The sequence below is a fragment of the Spongiactinospora rosea genome (assembly GCF_003315795.1).
In the GTDB taxonomy this organism is placed as follows: domain Bacteria; phylum Actinomycetota; class Actinomycetes; order Streptosporangiales; family Streptosporangiaceae; genus Spongiactinospora; species Spongiactinospora rosea.
On sequence record NZ_QMEY01000002.1, the window covers coordinates 754,484 to 776,575 of the forward strand.

Below are 22,092 nucleotides of genomic sequence, written 5' to 3' on the forward strand. Positions count from 1 at the left end.
GGACTACCTCCGCCCGGTCACTTCACGACCACGGATTCGATCCGCGTCCTGCGGAAGGAGTCCACGACCACGTCGCTCACCCGCTTGGAGTGGCCGACCATGCTGCCCTGGTACCACAGCGGCACGTACGGCATGTCGCCCAGCAGCACGCGTTCGGCCTCGGCGTACTTGGCCGCCGCCGCCGTCTCGTCCTTGGCCGCCGCGCCCTGCTTGAGCAGCGTCTCGAACTCGGCGTTCTTGTAACCGGAGAAGTTCTCCCCCGCGCCCTCGGTGAACAGCGGCTTCAGGTAGTTCTCCGGGCTCGGGAAGTAGAAGGTCCACGCGGTGCGGAAGGCGGTGTCCACCTTGCCGCTGGACAGGTCGCCGAGCAGCACGGCGAGTTTGGGGTAGGCCCGGGTGCGCACGTCCACGCCGAGGGCCTTGGAGATCTGCCGGGCGGCGGCCTCGACCCACTCCTTGTTCTCCGGCGCGTCGCTGTTGTAGCCGATCGTGAACGTGTCGCCGGGGACGCCGCCGGCGGCGTCGTAGGCGGCCTTGGCCGCGGCGGCGTCGTGCACGCACAGCGCCCCGCAGGCGTTCTGGGCGGCCCCGGGCACGACCGGCGGCACGTATCCTGTGGCCGGGATGCGGGTGTCCCGGAAGATCGCCTTGCTGATCGCGGGCCGGTCGATGGCCATCGAGACGGCCTTGCGCACCCCGGCCGACTTGAACGTGGCGCTCTGCACCGGGAACCCAAGGTATTCCATCCGGCCGCTCGGCGACTCGGTGAACCGGTCGCCGAGCTGGCCCTTGGCCTCGCTGATCCGCGCGGTGGGCACGGCGGGGAGTACGTCGAGGTTGCCCGCGAGCAGGTCGTTGTAGGCGGTGTCGAAGCTCTGGTAGATCTTGAAGCGCACCTCGGCGGACTTGGCCTTGGTGCCCGCGTAGGAGTCGTTGCGGCGCAGCGTGATCTGCTGGTCATGCTGCCAGGAGCCCTCGATGCGGAACGCCCCGTTGCCGATCGGCCGCTGCTCGAACGCCCGCGGGTCCTTGTACGCCACCGACGGCAGCGGCGAGAACGCCGGATATCCGAGCAGTTGCTTGAACTGCGACCACGGCCGGACCAGGTGGATCTCGAACGAGGTGTCGTCGATGACCTTCAGTCCCGACATCTCCTTGGCCGCTCCGGACTTGACCTTGTCGTAGCCCTTGATCTCGCCGAACACGTAGGCGTTGAGCTGGGCGGACTTCTTGGTCACCGCGAAGTTCCAGGCGTCGGTGAACGACTTGGCGGTCACCTTCTCGCCGTCGTGGAAGGTCCAGCCCGGCTTGAGCTTCACCTTCCACACCGTGTTGTCGTCGCTCTCGATGCTCTCGGCCACCTCAAGGTGGGTCTGGTTGGTCTTGATGTCGAAGGTCACCAGGGGCGTGAAGAGCGCCGACACCACCTGGGAGCCGTAGACCTCGGAGTAGTTGGCCGGCATGAGGGACGACGGTTCGAGGATCGCGACGGAGAAGGAGTCCGTCTTCTTCCCGCTCTGGGAACCGCCGCAGGCAGCCACTGACGATAGAAGGACGGCCGTTACACCGACGGCCACCATGCCTCTGAAGTGCAGGAACACGGTCTTACCACCTTTAAGGGATTCGTCAATGCCGCCGGGAGCCGGCGATCGTGTGACGCAGGCACGGGGCGGCTCCCCCAACCGCTTCCAAGTGCGTGCTGAACACAGAATGCAGAAGTGCGCCGATGAGTGTCAAGGCTTCCCCACGATGCTTCGGTAGCTGGCGGGGTCGCTGGCGCCCTCGGTGTTGAGCAGCAGCACGGTGCTCGCGGGCCCGATCGCGAGATCCGCGCGGAATCCCGCGTCGCCGCAGGCCAGCCTGGCACCGGCCAGCGAGGCGGCCCCGCTCTCGCCGGACTCGATCCCGCACGCGGCGAACGCGCGCATGGCCTCGCGGGCCGCGTCGTCGTCCACGGTGATGGTCGCGCTGACCGTGTCGCGCAGGATCGGCCAGGCCACCAGGCTGGTCTCGCCGCAGTTCAGCCCGGCCATGATCGAGCCGTGCGGGCCGCCCACCGTGACCCTGGCGCCCGCGGCGAGCGACCGGTGGACGCAGTCGGCCGTGTCCGGCTCCACGGTCGCGATGCGCGTGGCCGGACGCGGGCCGTAGTGCAGGCCGACCGCGGCGGCGAACGCGCCCACCCCGGCCGGGACCACCACCAGGTCGATCGTGTCCATCGGGTCGAGGCCCAGCTCGGCGAGCTGTTCGTCCACCTCCTCGAAGATCGTCGAGTAGCCGTCGATCACGTACCGGGGCACCGTCTCGTACCCCGGCCAGGCGGTGTCGGAGACCAGGATGTCCAGCGGGTCGCGATCGGCCTGGACCGCCGCGTAGCGGACCGCGTCGTCGTAGCCGGCGAACACCCGGACCAGTTCGGCCCCCTCGCTCTCGATCGCCGCCGCCCGCGTCGCCGACACGTCCAGCGGCACGTAGATGCGCGACCGCAGGCCGAGCAGGCGGGCCACGTGCGCCACGGCCCTGCCGTGGTTCCCGTCGGTCGCGCAGGTCAGCACGTGATCGCTCAGGCGGGTCGCGGCCCGGCGCAACTCCTCGAAGGGGACGGCCGGGTCGAGTCCGAGCCGTTCGCACAGCGTCCGGTGGATGCCCCAGGAGGAGCCAAGTATCTTGAACGACGGCAGCCCGAGGCGGGACTGCTCGTTCTTGACGAAGACGCGTCCGACACCCAGGTCACGTGCCAGTTCGGGCGACTCGGCCAGCGGGCTTTCGGCGTAGCCCGGCATCGAACGGTGGAACCGCCGCGGGGCGTCCAGGGATTCGTCACGGGGAACGGCCGACGGCGCGGTCCCCGGCGATCCGATGATGGCGTAGTTCGGCACGGTGCCGCCTCCAGGAGGGTCAGGGGTGGGGCCGCGCCGTCCGGCGCGGCGAAAAAGTGAACTCTGAGTTCAGTATGTAGTATGCTCTGGGCTGACAAAATCAAGAGCGTGCGTTGGAGGCAAAATGGCGGTCTCCCGCAGACTTCTGCGTGAGCAGATGAGGGACGAGATCCTCGATCGTCTCCTCAAGGGCGTCTATCCGGTCGGCAGCCGCATCAACGAGGTGCGTCTCGCCGAAGAGATAGGCGTCAGCCGTACCCCGCTTCGCGAGGCACTGGCCAGCCTGGCGCAGGAGGGCATCCTGGACGCCCGCCCCAACCGGGGTTACTGGGTGTCCGCGCTGAGCGAGCAGGAGGTCCGCGAGACCTACCCGATCATCGCCCAACTGGAGGTGCTGGCGCTGCGCCTGTCCGACATCGACGAGCTGGCCGGGGCCGCGCCCGGGCTGATCGCGCTGGCGGAGGACATGGCGGCGAGCGAGGACGTACGCGACGTACAGCGCGCGGACGACGCCTGGCACGCCAACCTGCTGGCCTCCTGCCCCAACGGCCGGCTCCGCGAGATGATCGCCGACACCAAGCGCATCGTGCACCGCTACGAGCACGCCTACCTGGGCGACAAGGACACCGTCCGCGAGTCGGTCGAGCAGCACAAGCGGATCGCCACGGCCCTCGGCGACAAGGACCTCGCGACGGCCACCGCCGAGCTGGAGAGCAACTGGAAGACCTCCATGCACAGCCTCATCGAGCGCATCACCGGGTCACCGGACGGGCCACCCACGTAAGGAGCATCATGTCCATCGGTTTGAGCGATCGCGCGGGCGCGGTCACCGGGTCCGCGACCATGGCCGTCTCGGCGCGCGCCCGCGAGCTGCGCGCCGCCGGGTACCGGGTGGTCGGCTTCGGGGCGGGCGAGCCCGACTTCCCGACCCCTGACCACATCGTCGCGGCGGCCCAGCGGGCGTGCGCCGACCCGGTCAACCACCGGTACACCTCGGCGGCGGGGCTGCCCGAGCTGCGCCACCTGATCGCTCAGACCGTGCTCGCCGACACCGGCCTCGCCGTGGCCGCCTCGGACGTACTGGTCGCCAACGGCGCCAAGCAGGCCGTCTACCTGGCCTGCATGGTCCTGCTGAACCCCGGTGACGAAGCGCTCGTCCCCGCTCCCTACTGGACGACCTACCCGGAGGCCGTACGACTGGCGGGGGCGACCCCCGTCGCCGTGGACACCGACCCCGGCCAGGACTACAAGGTCACCCCCGACCGGCTCGACGCGCACGTCACCCCGCGCACCAAGGTGCTGTTCTTCGGCTCGCCCGCCAACCCGACCGGCACCGTCTACACGCCCGAGGAGACCCGGGCCATCGGCGAGTGGGCGGCCCGGCGCGGCATCTGGGTGATCAGCGATGAGATCTACCAGCACCTCGTCTATGACGGCGCGGTCGCGGTGTCCATGCCGGTGGCCGCGCCCGCCGTCCGGGACCGCTGCCTGGTCATCGGCGGCGTCTCCAAGACGTACGCGATGACCGGCTGGCGGGTCGGCTGGCTGTACGGCCCGGCCGAGGCCGTCCGGGCGGCCGTCAACCTCCAGTCGCACATGTCCTCCAACGTCTCCAACGTCGCCCAGGCCGCCGCCATCGCCGCGCTGCGCGCGGGCCGCCCCGGCTTCGACGACGTGCTGGCCGCCTACGACCGCCGCCGCCGGCTCATGCTGCACGTGCTCCAGGGCATCCGCGGGGTGGACTGCCCCACGCCGGGGGGCGCGTTCTACTGCTTCCCCTCGGTACGGCGGCTGCTCACCCGTACGATCAACGGCCGCGGCTTCGCCTCCACCGCCGAGCTGGCCGCGTTCATCCTGGACGAGGCGGGGGTGGCGCTGCTGCCGGGCGAGGCGTTCGGGGCGCCCGGCTGCCTGCGGCTCTCGTACGCCCTGGACGACCAGAGCCTCCAGACCGGCCTGGAACACCTCCAGCGCCTGCTCAGCTCCCAGGACATCCCCCGGGCCCACGTGCACTGATCCCGCACCCCCTCTGTATGCTGAGACACTGATGTCGCAAATTAGACGGATGTGTCGCAGATGATGGCAGTGAGCCGGGACCAGATCCTCACCAAGGCCACCGAACACCTCAACCGCGCCCCGGCCGCCTCCATGGCCGAGATCGCGCAGAGCGTGGGCGTCAGCCGGGCGACCCTGCACCGGCACTTCGCCACCCGCACGGACCTGATGGTCGCGCTGGGCTGGCGGGCGCTCGACGCGTGGGCGGAGGTCCACGAGCGGATCGGCCTGGGCGCGGCGCCGGGCGGGGAGCGCCTGGAGGAGATCCTGCACGCCCTGCTCATCGCCCAGATCGAGGCCGCGGAGAACTACGGTTTCGCGCTCACCGAACAGGCCATGGAAACCGATCGGGCCCTGGTCGAGCGGGCGGAGGAGCTGGAGGCCCGGGAGATCGAACTGATCTCCGCCTGCCAGCGGGCGGGCGTCCTGCGCGCCGATTTCCCCCCCATCTGGGTGAGCAACACCCTGTACGGCCTGCTGCTCGCCGTGCGCGAGAGCCTGCGGCGCGGCGACGTCGCCCGGCGGGACATCCCCCGCCTCGTACTCGAAACGTTCCTCCGGGGGACTTCATGACGCGTACCACCGCCGCCCCGGCCACCGGCCGCTGGGCGGCGCTGGCCGTGCTCTCGGCCAGCCTGCTCATGGTCGTGATGGACATGACCATCCTGAACGTCGCACTTCCCGAGATCTCCTCCAGCCTGCAACCGAGCGCGGTCCAACTGCTGTGGATGGTCGACGCCTACTCCCTGGTGGTGGCCGGGCTGCTGGTCACGGTCAGCGCGCTGGGCGACCGCTGGGGCCGCAAGCGCATGCTGATCGCCGGTTTCACGGTCTTCGGCGTGGCCTCCGTCGCCGTGATGTGGGCCGACTCCCCGGCGATGGTCATCGCGGTGCGCGCGCTGCTCGGCATCGGCGGGGCGATGATCATGCCGTCCACCCTGTCGATGATCCGCAACCTGTTCACCGACCCACGGGAACGCGCCACCGCGCTCGGAATCTGGGCGGCCATGGCCGCGGTCGGCAGCGCGCTCGGCCCGATCGTCGGCGGCCTGCTGCTTGAGGCGTTCAGCTGGCAGGCGGCGTTCCTGGTCAACGTGCCGGTGATGGTCGTCGCGATCGTGGCCGGGCTGCTGTTGCTGCCCGAGTCGCGCGACCCCGACCCCGGCCGCTGGGACGCCCTCGGCACCGTGCTGTCGATGGGCGGCATGGTCGCCCTGGTCTACGCGATCAAGCACATCGCCACCGAAGGGCTCGACGCCCAGGCCATTGCCGCCGTACTGATCGCGGGGATCGCCCTCACCTGGTTCGTCCTGCGGTGCCTGCGCCGCCCGGACCCCATCCTTGAGGTCAGGCTGTTCCGCAACACGTCCTTCACCGCGGGCACCCTGGCCGCGCTCACCACCTCGATCGCGATGGGCGGCGTGCTGCTGCTCATGGTCCAGTGGATGCAGCTCATCGAGGGCTACTCGCCGGTTCAGAGCGGCCTCGCCATGCTGCCCATGGCGGTGGGCGCGGCGGTGGTCTCCCCGCTCGCCCCGGCCCTCGCCGCCCGGATCGGCGCGCGCACGGTCCTGGCGGGCGGGCTGGTGATCTCCGCGCTCGGCTTCCTGGTGCTCTGGATCATGCCGCTGGCCCTCCCGTCGGTGGCCGCAGGGACCGTACTGATCGGCGCGGGCATGGGCTCGCTGGCCATCGGCTCGGCGGTGATCATGGCGGGCGCGCCCGCGGCCAAGGCGGGCAGCGCGGCGGCCATCGAGGAGACCTCCTACGAGGTCGGCGGCGCGCTCGGCGTCGCCGTACTGGGCAGCGTCGCCGCCGCCCTCTACCGGGCCGAACTCCCCGTGGAGGCCGCGCACCCCGTACGCGAATCGCTGGGCGGCGCGCTCGCGGTCGCCCGCGAGACCGGCTCCACCGCCCTCGCCGCCCAGGCCAAGGCCGCCTTCACCGATTCCCTGACCATGACCGCCCTGTACGGCGGCGCGCTCATGCTGCTCGCCGCCGCCATCGTCTGGTACCTCACCCCGGCCCGCCTCGACCTCGGCGCATCCCAGCACTGACCTCCGCCGCTCAGTCCACCTCCACGTCGTCGAGAAAACGCAGAAGGTGGGAGAGCACCCGCAGGCAGCCGTCGATCTCGGCCTCGCTCAGATCGCCGGCCGCCTGGCGGAGCACCGCGCGCTCGCGGTCGATCACGGCGGTGATCGCCGCCGCGCCCTCGCCGGTGAGCCGGATCAGCGACGACCGCTTGTGCGCCGGATTGGGGACGAACTCCACCAGTCCCCGCGCGGCGGCGTCGTTGATCATCCGCTGTACGAACTGGCGGCTCAGCGCCTGGGCCCGGCCCATCTGCGGGACGGTCATCGGCCCCTGCTCGCGGAGCAGGTTGAGCACCGCCCGCACCCCCACCGACAGCCCCTCGATCGGCGCGTCCTGCTCCACCTTGCGGTAGGCCCGCCGATACAGCGGCCCCACCAGGTCGAACACCTCGGTCAGCCGGTCGGCCCGCTCGTCGCTCTCGTTCACCCCATCATGATGACACCTCAGTTGTCATTCTGTCGAAGGAATGACACCCTGGTTGTCATGAGTGGAATCAACGACCTTCACTGGGCGGACACCGGCTCCGGCCGTCCCGTCGTCCTGCTGCACGGCGGTTTCCTGCACCACGAGATGTGGGCGGACCAGATCCCGGCGCTGGCTGGGCGGTACCGGGTCATCGCGCCCGACGCGCGCGGCCACGGCCGTTCCGCCAACGCCACCGGGCCGTTCCGGCCCGCCGACGACCTCGCCGCGCTGCTACGCCACCTCGGCACCGGCCCCGCCGTGCTGGCCGGGGTCTCGATGGGCGCGAGCATCGCGGTGGACACCGCCCTTGAACACCCTGACCTGGTCAGCGGCCTGGTCATCACCGGCGCGGGCACCAGCGAGCCGGAGTTCACCGACCCCTGGACCATCCGGGGCCGGGCCGCCTACTTCGGCACGATGGCCGTGGGCGACCTGGACGGTTCGGTGGAGAACTTCACACTGATGGCCACCGGCCCGCACCGCGCCCTGGACGACCTCGACCCCGGCGTGGTGGCCCGGCTGCGCCGGATGACCAGGGAGACCATGTCCAAGCACACGGGGTCCAAGGACACCGGTGGCGAGGCCGATCCCACCGTGCCGGTGCGCGACACCTGGGCGCGGGTGCCGAAGATCGACGTGCCGGTCCTGGCCGTGCACGGGGCCCTGGACGCGGCCGACCACATCGAGATGGCCGACCGGGTCGCCCGGAGCGTGCCGGACGGCCGTTCGGTCACCATCGACGGCGCCGCGCACTATCCCAACATGGAACGGCCTGACGTCTACAACGAGATCCTGATGGGGTTCCTGCGCAGGTTGTGACATCGTCCCGGTCGAGGCAGATCGTATATGATATCGTTGATCGCGTGCCCTCCACCGACTCTTCCGAGGCCGCTGTGGGCCTCGCCCCCGCTCTGCGGGGGACGGCCGTCACCGTCACCGGTGAGGTACCGGCCGGCGCGCTCGGCGTCGCGCTCACCCACGAGCACCTGCTGAGCGACTTCGCCCCGCCCGCCGACACCCCGGAGTCCTGGGCGGCCACCGGCCGCACCCGGCCCACCGCCGCGGGCCTGCTCCGCCTCTACCGGGCCCCGCTCACCATGGAGATCCTCGGCGAGATCGCCATGGGCGCGCCCAACCGGGACGACTGGCTGCTCGGCGACGAGCGCCTGGCGGCGGACGAGCTGGCCGCGTTCCGCCGGGCCGGTGGCGGCACGCTGGTGGACGGCACGGCCATCGGCCTCGGCCGCGATCCGGCCGCGCTGCGCCGCCTCTCCGCGGCCACCGGGGTGGCGATCGTGATGGGGTCTGGGTGGTACCACCCGGCGTGGGCGGACGACCTCGCCGGACGTGACGTGGCGAGCCTGACCGATGAGATCGTCCGCGACCTCACCGAGGGCGTCGGCGGCGTACGGGCCGGGATCATCGGCGAGATCGGCGCGATCGATCCGGACGACCCGGTGGGGCGCGGCGTCCTGGTGGCGGCGGCGTGGGCGTCGGCGGCCACCGGGGCGGCGATCTCGCTCCGGCGTACCGGCGACGCGGCGGCCCAGCGGCGGGTGCTCGACCTGCTCGCCGAGCAGGGCGCGGACCTCACGCGCGTCGCGGTGGGCGGCTGCGACGCGCTCGCCCCCCGCCCCGACGACCTCGAACCGCTGCTCGAACGCGGGGTGTTCGTCCGCTTCGACGGGCTCGGCCGGCTGCCTTCGGCGCTGAGCGTGTCCGATGACCAGGACGTCGCCACCGCCGTACTGGAACTGGCCCGGCGCGGCCACGCGGGGCGCGTCCTGCTGTCGCAGGGGGTCGCCGCCAAGTCGCACCTGCTCGCGTACGGGGGCGGCGGTTACGGCTTCATCCTCCAGCAGTTCGTCCCCTACCTGCGCATGCTCGGCGCGGACGACGCCCTGATCGAAACGGTCACCGTGACCAACCCGGCCCGGCTGCTCGCCGTTGCCGAGGAGGCCGGGCTTTCCGGGGAGGCCGGGGCATGAGCCGGTTCCCCTTCGCGATCCCCGACCTCACCGGCCTGGCGCTCACCGTCACCGGCCCCGTCGATCCGGCCGCCCTCGGCCAGACGCTCATGCACGAGCACGTCTTCGTGGACCTGCGGCGCTCGCCGCGCTTCCGGCGTCCCGGCGAGGACGCCCCCGAGGCCGCCGAACCGCTCACGCTCGCCAACCTCGCCCACACCCGGCACGGCCGCCCCAACGCCGACAACGACCTGATGGGCGACTTCGACGAACTGCTCCCCGAAGTGCTCGCCTTCGCCCACCACGGCGGCGGCACGCTGGTCGAGGTCACCCCCATCGGCGTGGGCCGCGATCCGGAGTCCCTGCTGCGGCTCTCCCGGGCGAGCGGCCTCAACATCGTGATGGGCGGCGGCTGGTACACCCCCGCGTTCCACCCCGCCGACATGGACGAGCGCGACGTGGACCAGCTCACCGACGTCATCGTGCGCGACATCGTGCTCGGGGCCGACGGCACCGGCGTCCGCTCCGGCGTGATCGGCGAGGTCGGCGCGGAGTCCGTGCCGCTGACCGCCGCCGAACTGAAGAGCGTACGCGCCGCCGGGCGGGCGAGCCGGATCACCGGCGCGCCCGTCACGTTCCACTTCGGGGGCGTCGGCGAGGAGAAGTTCCGGGTGCTGGACATCCTGGAGGAGGAGGGCGTCGCCCCCTCCAACATCGTCTTCGGCCACGGCATGGACGTCCTCGCCGACGCCGCCTTCGCCGACCGGCTGCTCGGGCGCGGCGTCTTCGTGGAGTTCGACTTCCTGGCCTCGCCGGGCAGCCCGTGGGGGCATCTGGTGCTGACCAGCGACCACAAGGTGGTCCGCGGCATCGCGGATCTGATCGAGCGCGGGTACGCCGGGCAGATCGTGCTGGGGCACGACGTGTGCCAGAAGATCCAGCTGCGGAAGTACGGCGGGAAGGGGTATGACTACATTCCGCGGCACTTCCTGCCCGCGCTGCGCCGCCTCGGCGTCGGCGAGGAGGCGGTGCACGCCATCATGGTCGGCAACCCGGCGCGCGCGCTGGCCTTCGCTTCGCCAGGCGATGACGCTCTGTAATCTTACAGGTACCGAGCGTTATTCAGGCGCCCCAGAATAGGGGCCGTGAACAAGCGGGCCCTCGCCGTCTACACGCTGATCGCCATGATCGTGCTCCTGGTGGTCGCGTTCATCTTCATACCCCCGGGGGTGCTGGCCATCCTGCTGGGCGTGCTGCCGAGCGTCGTACCGCCGGGGCTGTATCTGACCGGCAAGATCCTGGACACGCCGCCGGATCCGCTCCAGGTGATCATCGCCCTGTGCGAGTGGGCGCGGCGCTCCTGGCGGAGCGTGCTCAGGTCGGGGCTGGTCGTGCTGGCCGTCCTCTTCGTGCTGCCTCCGGTCGAGCCCGCCCGCTTCCGGCCCGGCGCCGCCTCGGCCCCGGTTCCGGTCCCGGGCTTTCCTCCGGTCCCGGTCGCGGTTCCGGCCGCGGGGCGCCTGCTCTGGCGGCACAAGACCGGGCAGAAAGTGGAGTCCCGGCCGGTGGTCGTGCGGGACACGGTCTATGTGGGGAGCTGGTACGGCACGTTCATGGCGCTGGACGTCAGATCCGGCCTGCGGCGCTGGACCTTCACCGCCGACGGCTCGTTCTTCTCCGGGGCCGTCGTGGTGCAGGACACGGCCTATGTCGGCAGCAAGGACCAGCGTGTTTACGCCCTGGACACCATGCTCGGCAAACCGGAATGGCTTTTCGCCACGGACGGCGACATCCGCTCCGACCCGGTGGTGGCCGGTGACAAGGTGTTCATCGGCTCGGCGGACGGCCGTCTCTACGCGCTGCACACCGCCACCGGCAAGGCGCACTGGTCGTATCGGGCGGGCGGCGAGGTGAGCGGTCCGGCCGTGTCCGGCGGGGTCGTTTACCTGGCGAGCGAAGAAGGGGTCGTCCACGCCGTTGACGCTGATTCCGGAACGCTCATCTGGAAGCGGAGAATGGGCGCGAAGACCGACTCCAGCCCGGTGGTGGCCGGGCGGACCGTCTTTATCGGGTGTGAGGACGGGAAGGTCTATGCCCTCGACGCGGCCACCGGTGAGGAACGCTGGACGTACCAGACCCACGGCGAGGTCGACACCCGCCCGGCCGTGGCCGGTGGCATCGTTTACGCGGGAAGCCAGGACCACAAGCTCTACGCCCTCGACGCGCTCACCGGGCGGGAGCGGTGGGCACATCCGGTCGAAGGCCCGATCCATTTCTCCGGTCCGGTGGTGGCCGGCGGGCGGGTCTATTTCGGGAGTGAGGACGATCGGGTCCATGCCGTGAACGCGGTCACCGGCGAGACCGAATGGTCCTACCTCACCGGAGCCGATATCAACTCCAGTCCCACCGTGGCCGGTGGTGCCGTTTTCGTGGGCGGTGACGACGGCTACGTCTATGCGCTCCGGGCCTGAAGTGACATTGAACCTTTTTCAACCGGGCGCCTGGACCAGGTCAGGGGCGCCTCCACCGGACTCGGCCCGGGCACGGTAGCCCGGCAGGATGCCTCGTCATGCGGATACGGCATCCCGCTTACCGCATCTGACCAGGGAACGTGAGGTTGAAAAGGGTTCATTGATTCATTTATGTTCGTCCATGGTCATCCACGACGGCTGGAGTGACGAATCACGGGAAGAATGACGAGTGCCACGCCTCTGCGATGCGGCGCGGCACCCGTCTTCTCAGCCCCCCTGGCCCCCGCCGTAGAAGGAGACAGCAATGCGCTCGTTACGCACCCTCGCACTACCCCTCGCCCTGGCCGCCGGACTATCGCTGTTCCAGGCCCCGCCCGCCGCCTCCGCCACCCTCGGCCTCACGCTGACCGGCGGCTACTGCGAACCCCTCGCCCGCCGGTTCCTCTGCTCGGTCTCCAGCAGCGGCGGCGTCGCGCCGCTCGCCACCCGCTGGTACGTGAACGGCTACCACGTCCCCTCCTACGACAACCGGAGCTACGCCGGGATCGGCTGCCAGCCGACCTTCGTGTACGACATCCGAGCGGTGATCTCCGACGCCGCCGGCGCCTCCGTCGAGTACCACACGTCGCCGACCTGCCGTTCCGGCAATCCCTGACGAAATTCGGGGATGCTCGGCTTCAGGGATGCTCGGCTTCGGGCATGCTCGGCTTCGGGGACGCTCAGCGACCTCCGGTGAACACCGACCAGTCGATCTCGGGCACCGCGATCCCCGCCTTTTCCGCATAGGCCAGTGAACGCGCCCTGCCGTCCTCGATCCATTCCTCGAAGGAGGCCGGCTCATGGCGTCCGGACGGGCGGTGCCCGGAATGCGTTCGGCGTTGAACGTCCATTCCCGATCCGCCCCGTCCGCGACCCCCGCCACCAGCAGTACCGCCATGTCACCCGAACGGCCGTTGTGCCGGTGCCACAGCAGATTCGCCGGACCCGGGACGCCGGGAAAAGGCTCCTCGGTGCGCAGCCGCAACGCCGATCCCGTATCGGACCGGGTCACGTACGCCCGCGCCGAATACGGATGTCCGCTGTCGTCCCTGGCCGCGAAGACCGCACTCGGATAACGGGTCAGCGCGTCGTCGATCTGCACGTCCAGCGGCGCGCCATCGGGTATCGCCGCCGCGTCCCACTCCCCACCGGCGGGGGTGGGACGCAACACGTCTATTCGCTGCGGTTCCACGACGATGGGCAGCCGCCAGTAGTACCAGTCCATCGCGGCCCGGTGCCCGGGATCGGCGGCCTGCCGAGCCAGCCCCGGATTCCTGCGCATCAGCCGGTGCCAGTACTCGGCGATGTCCTGCGGCGCGGCCAGCACATCGGGCGCGGCGGCGGTTCCCCTTACCAGGACCGTCCGCCGCTGTTCCAGGCCGCTGCCGGTGAAATCGGAATACAGCAGCGCCACGCGGCCGTCCCGGCGAATGTTGAGCGCCTTCTGGGCGTACGCCGCCGGGGTGGTCAGCATGATCTGCCGACGTTCCGGCAGCCATACCGACGACATCGGCCGGGTGTTGACCCCGCCTTTTCCGGTCACCGTGGTGAGTTCCAGGACCCTGACACCGGCCAGGACCTCCGACAGATCAGTGTCGATGCGCATGAACGGGGACGCTATAACCTCAACCCAACTTGAGGACAACCCCAGCCGTTTGAGCAGGTCTTCAGCGGGCTTCAGCAGGTGCGCAGCATGTTGTTCAGCGCCCTCTTCTCCTTGCGGGTCACGAAGAGCCGGTAGTGGTGCTTGACGCTGATCCACGAGGACGCGTACCGGCACCAGTACGCCCGGCGCTGCGGACGCCAGCTCTGCGGGCCCTGGCCGCCCTTGGCGATGTTGGCGGAATGGCTGACGGTGAGCAGTTCGGGGCGGGTGAGGTCGTTGGCGAACGCGCGCCGCTTGGCCTGACTCCACCGCTTGGCCCCCGACCGCCACGCATAGGCGAGGGGCACGACATGATCGACGTCCACCTGCCTCTCGCTCTTCAGCCGCTTGCCGTCGTACGGGCTGTACCAGACCCCCTTGACCGGATGACAGGCCGCGTTCCTGCGCACCCGCCGCCCATCACGGGCCAGCACCGTCTCCCGCGTGTCACAGTTCCCTTTGTGCCGCGCCCACCGGGGCTGGAACCGTTTGCGACTGTAACCGCTGATGGATAACGGCCTGGCCACCTTGAGCCGCGCCAACATCCGCCGCGCCTGAGCCACGGCCTTCACCTGCGCCGCCTTCCGAGGCTCGGCCACCGCGGGCGACGCGGCGAGAACGACAGTGATCGGAATGACCACGAGAACGAGTACGGCGACCCGGGCCGCCCTGCTCAGGAAGATCATGTTTTGCTCATACCCAACGACTCCCCACCCATGGGCCTATACCGGGAGCCGAACATCCCCGCTTCCGGGGAGGGCATCCACACTGTCCCAGGCTCCGCCAAGGGTGGGCCGAAGGGAGCACAGCCGTTTACCCGGGCCGGACAGCCGGTGCTACAACGGCGACCGACCACCACCACCCGCGAAACCCCGCCCACAGGGCCGCCACCGCCAACGACGGACGGCAGGAGGGTGGCTCCGCCGTACCAACCCCACCACCCCCGCCCCCGTCACTCGATCCCCCACCAACACGAGCACAAGCCAAAGCCCCCAGAGCCCCGATGACCGACTCCCACGGCAGAGCACCCACCTCGGATTGAGAAGCCACCCCGCCAGACGCGACACCCTGACCCCCGTTGCTCAAGCACTCGCCAGTACGAGCGGCCCCAAGGCATCCTGATCTACTCACCCAGCAGGGCACCCAACCCCAAACGGCAAACCGCCGCGCCAGACCCAACACCCCGGATCTCCGAGCGTCAATGATCGACTCACACGTCCCGGAGTACCTGGCCGCCTGGCTACCTGGCCCCAGCACAGCAAGCCGCCCTACCAGGCTCGCCCCCTGGGCCGCTGTCGCTCAAGCACCCGCCGGGACGGCGCAGGCCCCCACCGGCTCAATCGGGTCTGTGGCATTCATGATCGTGTCCAGCGCGTCGCGGGCCGCCAGCAGTTCGGCGACCGCGCCGGTCAGCCGGTCGCGCTCCCGCTGCAGGTCAGGCAGCATGCCGGCGCACCCCGGCCGCAGCCTCTCGCCATCATCGATCATGCACGGCAGCAGCTCGGCGATCGTGGTGGTGTTCAGCCCCGCGGCCAGCATGAGCCGGATACCGCGCACAGTGTCGGCGGCCTGCTCGTCGTACTCGCGGTAACCGCTGGGCAGGCGCACCGGAGTGAGCAGACCTTGCTCTTCGTAGTACCGCAACGAGCGCACGCTGACGCCGGTTCGCCGGGAAAGCTCACCAATTCGCATGGAATCACCGTCCGGTCGGATTGACTCTCACATCAGTGTGAGGGTCCAACCTATCCGTCATGACGCCACAGCACCCATCCGCCACGTCCGCCCTGCCCCACCCGGCACCGGTCACCGTCCTCGGCCTGGGCCCCATGGGCGTGGTCCTGGCCGCGACACTCCTGGACAACGGCCATCCCGTGACAGTCTGGAACCGTACTCCCCACAAAGGCGACGCCCTCGTCACCAAAGGCGCCCACCGCGCGGCGACCGTCGCCGAGGCCGTGTCCGCGAGCCCGGTCACGATCGTGTGCCTCAAGGACTACGCCACCATGTACGCGATCCTGGACCCCGCCCCTCTGCGCGGCCGCACTCTGGTGAACCTCAACTCCGGCACCCCGGCCGAGGCCCACGCCGCGGCCCGCTGGGCGGCCGGACACGGCATCGACTACCTCGACGGCGCCATCATGGTGCAACCCCAGCTCGTCGGACGCCCCGACGCCGTCTTCCTCTACAGCGGCCCCCAGGACGTCTTCGACCGCCACCAGCCCACCCTCACCACCCTCGGCGACCCCCGCCACCTCGGCCCGGACCCCAGCCTCGCGGTCCTCTACAACACCGCCCTGCTGGACCTGATGTACGCCACCCTGAACGGATTCCTGCACGCCACCGCCCTGGTCGGCACGGCGGGCGTCTCAGCGGCCAAGTTCGCCGACCTCGCCGTCGACTGGTTCATGCCCACCGTGGTCACCGCCGGCCTCACCGCCCAGGCCCCCGACCTCGACAACCGCCACTACCCCGGCGACTTCGGCACCCTGGAAATGAACCTGAACGCCCTCGAACACATCACCACCACCAGCATCGAACAGGGCGTCCACGCCGCCCAGCCCCACCTGATGAAGCAAATCGCCGAACAGGCCATCGCAGAGGGCCACGGCGACAAAAACTACCTCGCCGTCTTCGAAGTACTCAAAAACCCGACCCACCCACAATGACCACCCCCAGGTTTCCCCTATCAGTACCGCGACCCGCCCGATTCGACGAGCAGCCGCCCGCTTGACCGACAAGGGAAACTCGGCAACACTACGCCTTCGCAAAAGGCCGGGTATGAAGACCCGCTCACCGCTCTTGGACTCTCATCCGGCCCCTCACCCAAGGAGGCCGCCGATGGACGCCACCACTCTCGCCCGCTTCAACGAACTCGCCCAGGCCGCAGCCGAGCGACGCCCCCTGGACCTGGCCGAATTACATGAGGTCGGAGCCGTACTGAGCGAAGTGCTCCAGGCGGTCGCCGCAGTAGCCGGCCACGTGGAAAGCGAGACCGCCGCCCTGGGCAAGCGTTACGCCCTGCGCGACGCCACTGGCGACCCCGACCCGGAGGCACGTCTTGCAGAGGTCCGGGAACGGATGCGACGAGTAGCAGAGTTTCTAGGGCGAGCCGACCTGCACGCCCGCCGCACCCATGGCACCATCAACCGCATCGTGCAGGCCACCCCGGACTGACCGGAAATCCTGTGTACGAGCCCCTAGGGCGGAGCCCGGCTCGGAGAACACGGACCGAGCGGAGCGCGGGGCCGGGGCCGGTGGGAGGGGCCGGGGTAGCCGGTGCTGGAACGGTGAGTACCGCGCCGGCCTGGGAAACGCCGGGCACAGGGCTTCTAGCAGCGACGGCGGGCGGCTGGAGCCCGGCCTGCCGTACCGACGACCCGTACCCGGCTGCACGTCGCCAGGGCCGTACACCGGAGCGTGAGGTGTCACACGGCAGGGTGTACAAGATCAGAAGTGGGCCGCAAAAGCGGCATTTCACCCCACGCCCCCGGCGATCTACCGTGCCGCACGCGCAAGTTGAGAAAAGCGGGATAGACGCTTTCCATTAACCCGCCGGGGCGCGGATATATCTGATTCGGTAGGCGTTTTCCAGGTTGCGACGTCAGCGATGGCGGCCCGGCCTGGGTGGCGTTGACCGGCCACGACCTGGTCGGTGTCGATCAGATGGTCGAGCGAATGGGCTGTGGCGCGCCATCGGCGCGCACTCCGGCCGCGCAGCCCGATCCCGCTGCGGCACGCACGTTCGCGCCGCGATGGGCGGCCGTACGGCCGGCACCCAGCGTCTCGCCTGCCACGGCCCTGACCGATCGCAGCACCGAAAGGACGCCAGCCGTGCCGGAGTTGATTTTCCCGCTCGACTCGACCAAGAAGTTCACTGACCAGGCCAAGATCGGCCACAATCGCTGGCATCCGGAGATCCCGCCGGTCGCAACGGTACGCCCCGGGGACAGTTTCCGGGTCCATTGCCGGGAGTGGTTCGATGGGGCGATCCACAACGACGACTCCGCCGAGGACGTCCGTGACGCCCCGCTGACCACGGTGCACGCGCTGAGCGGCCCGTTCGCGGTCGAGGGGGCCGAGCCGGGCGACCTGCTGGTCGTGGACATCCTCGATCTGGGGCCCATCCCGCAGGAGGACAGCGGCCCGCTGGCCGGCCAGGGCTGGGGTTATACCGGGATCTTCCCCACCAAGAACGGCGGTGGGTTCCTCACCGAGCAGTTCCCGGACGCCTACAAGGCCATCTGGGACTTCTCCGGCCAGGTCGCCACGTCCCGCCACGTCCCAGCGGTGTCGTTCACCGGCATCGTGCATCCCGGCCTCATGGGTACCGCGCCGTCGGCCGAACTCCTGGCGAAATGGAACGCGCGGGAAAGCGCGCTGCGCGCCACCGACCCGAACAGGGTGCCGCCCCTTTCCCTTCCGCCCGAGCCCCAGGACGCCGTTCTCGGCTCGGTACCGGCGTCCGACTTCGACCGGATCGCCGGCGAAGCGGCCCGTACCGCCCCACCGCGTGAGAACGGCGGCAACCAGGACATCAAGAACCTCACCCAGGGCTCCCGCGTCTTCTACCCGGTCTTCGTTCCCGGCGCGAACCTGTCCCTCGGCGACCTGCATTTCTCCCAAGGTGACGGCGAGATCACTTTCTGCGGCGCGATCGAGATGGGCGGCTTCGTCGACCTGCGGGTCGAGGTCATCAAGGACGGCATGCGAAAGTACGGCGTGCAGGAGAACGCCATTTTCATGCCGGGCCGTATCGCGCCCCAATACAGCGATTGGCTCGCGTTCTCCGGAGTGTCGGTCACCCTGGACGGCGAGCAGCGCTATCTCGACTCGCAACTCGCCTACCAGCGCGCCTGCCTGCACGCGATCGACTACCTGACGACGTTCGGCTACCGCCCCGAGCAGGCGTACCTGCTGCTCGGCGCCGCGCCGATCGAGGGCCGGCTGTCCGGGGTGGTGGACATTCCGAACTCCTGCGCCACCGTCTACCTGCCGACCGCGATCTTCGACTTCGACGTCCGCCCGAGCGCGTCCGGCCCGGCGAAGATCAAGCAGACCGCCACCACACCGCACGCCACCTTCGGCTGAACCATCGACCGGTGCCCTCCTCATCCAGCGATGAGGAGGGCCGGCGAGAAGAACCGCAGGTCAGCAGGTGCCGAGCATGCCGGACAGCGCGGACTTCTCGGCGCTGTCGGTGCTCAGCCCCCAGTACCACTTGACCTGGATCCACGCACGCGCGTACCGGCAGCGCTCACCCGGCAGCGGCGGCTGCCAGGTGGCCGGGTCCTGGTCGGACTTGGCCTGGTTGACGTTGTCGGTCACCGCCCAGAGCTGCGGCCCGCCCAGGTCGTTGGCGAAACTCTGCCGCCTGGCGGTCGTCCAGGCCCACGCGCCGGACGACCATGCCTCGGCCAGGGCCACCATGTGGTCGATGTCGACGTCGCTCGCGGCGTACCAGGTTGCGCCGTCGTAGGGGGAGTACCAGCTGCCGGAGACCGCCGCGCACGACGAGTCGACCACGACGCCGGAACCATCCCGCTTCAGCACCTCCTCCCTGGTGTTGCAGGACCCGGAAACGGTCGTCCAGTGGGGGAAAAGGGCGCGGTCGTAGGAGCTGTGGTGGGATTCGGCGGCCACCGTCAGGGCGGCGAGCCTGCTCGCGGCCGTGGAGGCGGACGGGATGTTCGGCGGAATCGCGGCGGCGGGCGTGGCGGTCAACGTGACGGTCGCGATGGCCAGCGCCAGGGCGGCGGTGACTGCAGAGAGGGGTCGGCGCACGACATGCCCTTCTGACCGCATCCTCGGCCAGAACCAGGGCGTTCCGATCGGGGGGCGAGGGGAGCGGTCATAAGGGACAGTCGCACTCTAGTCCGGCATTTACCTAAATCAATGGTTAATACGTGCGGTAGTCATGGTGATGCCGAGTGTGCCCGGCGGATTTCCCCTGGCCGGCGCAGACCTGTCACCCCCCGGCGACGGCCGCGGAGGGCTCGCTAACCGCCAGAAGGTTCAGAAGCCAGAAGGTTCAGAAGAACGTCGCGGCGCCGTCCGCCGCCGACGTACGAACAGCCCGCCACTCCACCGCATCGCCCGCGACAGCAGCCGGACCACGCCGAAGAAGAATGCGACCTGGAACAGCACCGAACAAATGACCATCACATCGCCGAGCGATTCCCGGCCGCTCTCCCGCGCCCATTCCCCGAGCACGGACGCGACGACCACACCCAGCGCATGGCCGAGCATCGTCAGCCCCTCGCTGTGCCCGGCTCGCATGGGCCGATCCTAGGGGGTCTCCCGATACGGGACAATCCACGGAGTGATCTCGTGACAGGGATTCCCACCCCACCCGGAAACGCCGTAAGGAGCAGGTCGGATGCGAATATGGCCATGGTGGCCGGTGGCCGCGCTGCTCGCGGCCGTGCCCACCGTCCTCGCCCTCGCCGGTGGCCTTCTCTTCGGCGGGAACGGCCCTTACTACCTCGACTTCCGGCCCCTGGACGGGATCGGATTCCAGCCCGTCGCCCAGGGCCTCGGCATCGGCTACCTCGGCGACACGGGCATGACGATCCTGCACGCGCTGAGAAACGCCGAATTGACCATACTGCTCTTCGCGCTCCCGGTGCCCATGGTGGTCGCCGCCGCCCTGCTCCGGCGCCGATGGCGAAATCGGACCACCCTGGCCGTCGCCGCCCTTCTGGGGGTTCTCGCGGTGGTCAACCTCGTCGCCACGCCCGTCAGTCTGTTCTCGGACCTGGTTCAGTGCCCGCCGCCCGATTACGCCTCGCTCCCAGATGGATATTCCTGCTTCCGGGACGGCTCAAGCGGCATTCCATCCCCTCTCTACGCTGTTCCTTACGCCCTCGCCGCCTACATCCTGCTCAAACTCCACCGCCGCTCGGGAAACGCCGGGCAGCACGCTCAGTCGGCGGTGCGTTCCAGTACGTGATCAGTGCCCGTCGTACGCGACACGTGCGCGATGGCGTCGAATGCCTCGAAGACCGGCAGGTCCAGGAAATAGTCCGCCATGCGGGAATGCCGGAAGGACGCCGCGTCGTGAACGTGCGGCCGGGCGGCGCGCAGGTCGGCGAGCGTCCAGAGGCGGTCGGTGCGGAAGGCCGCCTCGATGCTGCCCTCGGCGGGCGGCGGGAGCGGCGCGTCGTACCAGGCGCCGACCGGCCGTTCGGGGGTCGGTTCGCCCAGTGTGGTGGTCCGGCCCAGGCTGGACGTCAGCCCGATCGCCCGGTAGTCGTCCCCCAGGGCGGCGGCGAGATGGACGCCGGTCGGCAGGAGCAGGCGCTCCTCATGGTCCAGCGCGGGCGTGCGCTGAATGTGCCAGTTGTGCGCGGCCAGCACAACGCGCGCGCCGCTTTCGACAAGACGCAACACCGACTCCGCCATATAGACGTCGCGGAACGTCGAGGCGGACTCGAAACCCTCGGCGGCGTTGGCGCGATGAAGGTGGTCCAGGTACCAGGCCCCGCGCAGGTGCCACATCGCCGTGTCGTGCTCGACCCCGTGTCCCTTGGCGCGCTGGACGTGCGCCAGCCGGTCCATGTGGGCCATGAGCCTGCTCAGCGCGCCGGTCAGCACATCGCGCCGGCCGGGATCAAGGCTCTCGTACCGGCGCAGGGCCCCGAAGATGATCGGCTCGTCGAAATCACGGGCGACGCCGAGCGCCTCCTCCAGCACCGGCAGCACCTCGGGCGCGGCCCAGCGCAGGTAGCCGGCCAGCACGTCCAGCGCGGGCACCGGTGACGCGGCGGCGCCGGGCAGGTCGGTGCCCACGCAGCGCAGCGGCGGCGCGGTGGCGGCGGCGCTGCGCGTCCGCATCCAGGTCAGCGCCTCGTACATCTCCCGGCACTGCCCCAGCGACAGCGCGATGCCCTCCGCCGCGACCCGCTCGACGGTACCGGGGCCGCCCTGGACCCACGCGTCCAGCACCTGTCCCTGAGTGAAAGGGGCTTCCAGCGCATAGACCGTGAATCCACAACGTTCCACCAGGAAGCGCAAGATACGGTGACGTACCTGGTAGAACTCCCGGATGTGGTGGGTGCTCTCGCCCAGCGCCACGATCCGCGCGTCGCCAATGGTGTCGCGCAGCGGCTCAAGATCGTCCAGGGGCGCCTGGAAGTCCAGGGTCTCGACGGTCAAAGCATGATCACCGACCCAGCCGGCGAAGCCTGTCTGGCGGCTCGTCTCCACATTCATACCGGACAGCCTCGCGCGGCGTCCTGCGTGCGGCGTCCTGCCCGGGGACGGATTCGCGGTACGGCGGGCGGAGTAGTCCTGTCGCGGAGTACGACAGGAGGCCCAAGATCAGCCGGAAAATGGTCAGTAAATGGACTGGCATTTGGTCAATCGCATGACGGAAGGTGTGCCGAACCGACGGGAGAAGCGCCATGAAGGCTTTCCCACGCGGCTTCGACCGCCCCCACAGACGCCCCCGCCTCTGCCCCCGCAGACGCCGGGACGAG

Annotated in this window: 23 protein-coding genes; 14 read left to right on the forward strand and 9 right to left on the reverse strand. The window is 69.8% G+C overall.

All coding sequences use genetic code 11. The annotated features are described in order from the left end of the window. Positions 1-17: 17 nt before the first annotated feature. Together DP939_RS08560 and DP939_RS08565 are read right to left on the reverse strand one after the other, a co-directional pair. Positions 18-1,463 carry a peptide ABC transporter substrate-binding protein gene (locus tag DP939_RS08560; protein ID WP_158578507.1) on the reverse strand — a complete coding sequence of 482 codons (1,446 nt, stop codon included), beginning with the start codon at positions 1,461-1,463 and terminating at the stop codon, positions 18-20. A gap of 270 nt (positions 1,464-1,733) precedes the next feature. After that, positions 1,734-2,879 carry a diaminopropionate ammonia-lyase gene (locus DP939_RS08565; RefSeq protein ID WP_113980047.1) on the reverse strand — a complete coding sequence of 382 codons (1,146 nt, stop codon included), beginning with the start codon at positions 2,877-2,879 and terminating at the stop codon, positions 1,734-1,736. 157 nt (positions 2,880-3,036) lie between these two features. Between DP939_RS08565 and DP939_RS08570 the strand changes: the two genes are divergently transcribed. From DP939_RS08570 to DP939_RS08585, 4 genes are read left to right on the forward strand one after another with little or no spacing between them, the layout of a single operon-like run. Beyond that, positions 3,037-3,663, forward strand: coding sequence for a GntR family transcriptional regulator (locus DP939_RS08570; protein WP_158578508.1), 627 nt, complete (start codon positions 3,037-3,039; stop codon positions 3,661-3,663). An 8-nt stretch (positions 3,664-3,671) separates the two neighbouring features. Beyond that, positions 3,672-4,895 (forward strand): pyridoxal phosphate-dependent aminotransferase, encoded by a 1,224-nt coding sequence (locus DP939_RS08575; protein ID WP_113980049.1) that lies wholly within the window; start codon positions 3,672-3,674, stop codon positions 4,893-4,895. A 60-nt stretch (positions 4,896-4,955) separates the two neighbouring features. Further along, positions 4,956-5,507, forward strand: a complete 552-nt coding sequence (locus DP939_RS08580; RefSeq protein WP_225878105.1) for a TetR/AcrR family transcriptional regulator — start codon at positions 4,956-4,958, stop codon at positions 5,505-5,507. Next, positions 5,504-6,991 (forward strand): MFS transporter, encoded by a 1,488-nt coding sequence (locus tag DP939_RS08585; protein WP_113980050.1) that lies wholly within the window; start codon positions 5,504-5,506, stop codon positions 6,989-6,991. The genes DP939_RS08580 and DP939_RS08585 overlap by 4 nt, the downstream gene beginning before the upstream one ends. A gap of 10 nt (positions 6,992-7,001) precedes the next feature. Here DP939_RS08585 and DP939_RS08590 read toward each other — a convergent pair whose 3' ends face one another. After that, on the reverse strand, positions 7,002-7,457 hold the full coding sequence (locus DP939_RS08590; protein WP_113980051.1) for a MarR family winged helix-turn-helix transcriptional regulator: 456 nt from the start codon (positions 7,455-7,457) through the stop codon (positions 7,002-7,004). A 57-nt stretch (positions 7,458-7,514) separates the two neighbouring features. Between DP939_RS08590 and DP939_RS08595 the strand changes: the two genes are divergently transcribed. The 5 genes from DP939_RS08595 to DP939_RS47690 all read left to right on the forward strand — a co-directional run bounded on the left by DP939_RS08595 (position 7,515) and on the right by DP939_RS47690 (position 12,586). Continuing rightward, positions 7,515-8,315 carry an alpha/beta fold hydrolase gene (locus tag DP939_RS08595; RefSeq protein ID WP_225878106.1) on the forward strand — a complete coding sequence of 267 codons (801 nt, stop codon included), beginning with the start codon at positions 7,515-7,517 and terminating at the stop codon, positions 8,313-8,315. 44 nt (positions 8,316-8,359) lie between these two features. Continuing rightward, complete coding sequence (locus DP939_RS08600) at positions 8,360-9,484, forward strand: phosphotriesterase family protein (RefSeq protein ID WP_113980052.1); 1,125 nt, start codon at positions 8,360-8,362, stop codon at positions 9,482-9,484. Continuing rightward, a complete protein-coding gene (locus DP939_RS08605) occupies positions 9,481-10,563 on the forward strand; it encodes a phosphotriesterase family protein (RefSeq protein WP_113980053.1) in 1,083 nt (360 codons plus the stop codon). The genes DP939_RS08600 and DP939_RS08605 overlap by 4 nt, the downstream gene beginning before the upstream one ends. 45 nt (positions 10,564-10,608) lie before the next feature. Next, positions 10,609-11,931: an outer membrane protein assembly factor BamB family protein gene (locus DP939_RS08610; RefSeq protein ID WP_113980054.1), complete on the forward strand. Its 1,323-nt coding sequence runs from the start codon at positions 10,609-10,611 to the stop codon at positions 11,929-11,931. 304 nt (positions 11,932-12,235) lie between these two features. Next, on the forward strand, positions 12,236-12,586 hold the full coding sequence (locus tag DP939_RS47690; protein WP_113980055.1) for a hypothetical protein: 351 nt from the start codon (positions 12,236-12,238) through the stop codon (positions 12,584-12,586). Positions 12,587-12,650: 64 nt separating this feature from the next. On the opposite strand, the gene DP939_RS47695 is transcribed toward DP939_RS47690, so the two are convergent. Beyond that, a complete protein-coding gene (locus DP939_RS47695) occupies positions 12,651-12,821 on the reverse strand; it encodes a hypothetical protein (RefSeq protein ID WP_225878118.1) in 171 nt (56 codons plus the stop codon). A gap of 383 nt (positions 12,822-13,204) precedes the next feature. Here DP939_RS47695 and DP939_RS49640 point away from each other — a divergent pair, with 383 nt between their 5' ends. Then, positions 13,205-13,609, forward strand: coding sequence for a hypothetical protein (locus DP939_RS49640; protein ID WP_263972305.1), 405 nt, complete (start codon positions 13,205-13,207; stop codon positions 13,607-13,609). Between the two features lie 38 nt (positions 13,610-13,647). Here the strand turns inward: DP939_RS49640 and DP939_RS08625 are convergent, their stop codons facing one another. Continuing rightward, positions 13,648-14,301 (reverse strand): HNH endonuclease family protein, encoded by a 654-nt coding sequence (locus DP939_RS08625; protein WP_113980056.1) that lies wholly within the window; start codon positions 14,299-14,301, stop codon positions 13,648-13,650. Between the two features lie 613 nt (positions 14,302-14,914). Then, complete coding sequence (locus DP939_RS08630) at positions 14,915-15,307, reverse strand: MerR family transcriptional regulator (RefSeq protein WP_113980057.1); 393 nt, start codon at positions 15,305-15,307, stop codon at positions 14,915-14,917. Positions 15,308-15,366: 59 nt separating this feature from the next. Between DP939_RS08630 and DP939_RS48635 the strand changes: the two genes are divergently transcribed. From DP939_RS48635 to fmdA, 3 genes are all read left to right on the forward strand, one after another. Continuing rightward, entirely contained in the window at positions 15,367-16,281 is a 915-nt protein-coding gene (locus DP939_RS48635) for an NAD(P)-dependent oxidoreductase (RefSeq protein WP_113980058.1), read from the forward strand. 172 nt (positions 16,282-16,453) lie between these two features. Beyond that, positions 16,454-16,789 carry a hypothetical protein gene (locus tag DP939_RS08640; protein ID WP_113980059.1) on the forward strand — a complete coding sequence of 112 codons (336 nt, stop codon included), beginning with the start codon at positions 16,454-16,456 and terminating at the stop codon, positions 16,787-16,789. Between the two features lie 657 nt (positions 16,790-17,446). After that, on the forward strand, positions 17,447-18,703 hold the full coding sequence (gene fmdA / locus DP939_RS08645; protein WP_113980060.1) for a formamidase: 1,257 nt from the start codon (positions 17,447-17,449) through the stop codon (positions 18,701-18,703). A gap of 60 nt (positions 18,704-18,763) precedes the next feature. Here fmdA and DP939_RS08650 read toward each other — a convergent pair whose 3' ends face one another. Both DP939_RS08650 and DP939_RS08655 read right to left on the reverse strand, forming a co-directional pair. Then, the gene (locus tag DP939_RS08650; RefSeq protein ID WP_225878107.1) at positions 18,764-19,396 is read right to left on the reverse strand and encodes an HNH endonuclease family protein; all 633 of its coding nucleotides are present in this window, start codon (positions 19,394-19,396) and stop codon (positions 18,764-18,766) included. A 231-nt stretch (positions 19,397-19,627) separates the two neighbouring features. After that, on the reverse strand, positions 19,628-19,891 hold the full coding sequence (locus DP939_RS08655; RefSeq protein ID WP_113980062.1) for a hypothetical protein: 264 nt from the start codon (positions 19,889-19,891) through the stop codon (positions 19,628-19,630). Positions 19,892-19,991: 100 nt separating this feature from the next. Here DP939_RS08655 and DP939_RS08660 point away from each other — a divergent pair, with 100 nt between their 5' ends. After that, entirely contained in the window at positions 19,992-20,564 is a 573-nt protein-coding gene (locus DP939_RS08660; RefSeq protein WP_158578509.1) for a hypothetical protein, read from the forward strand. On the opposite strand, the gene DP939_RS08665 is transcribed toward DP939_RS08660, so the two are convergent. Further along, positions 20,537-21,826: an erythromycin esterase family protein gene (locus DP939_RS08665; RefSeq protein WP_113980064.1), complete on the reverse strand. Its 1,290-nt coding sequence runs from the start codon at positions 21,824-21,826 to the stop codon at positions 20,537-20,539. The two genes, DP939_RS08660 and DP939_RS08665, sit on opposite strands and share 28 nt — an antisense overlap. Positions 21,827-22,092: the final 266 nt, after the last annotated feature.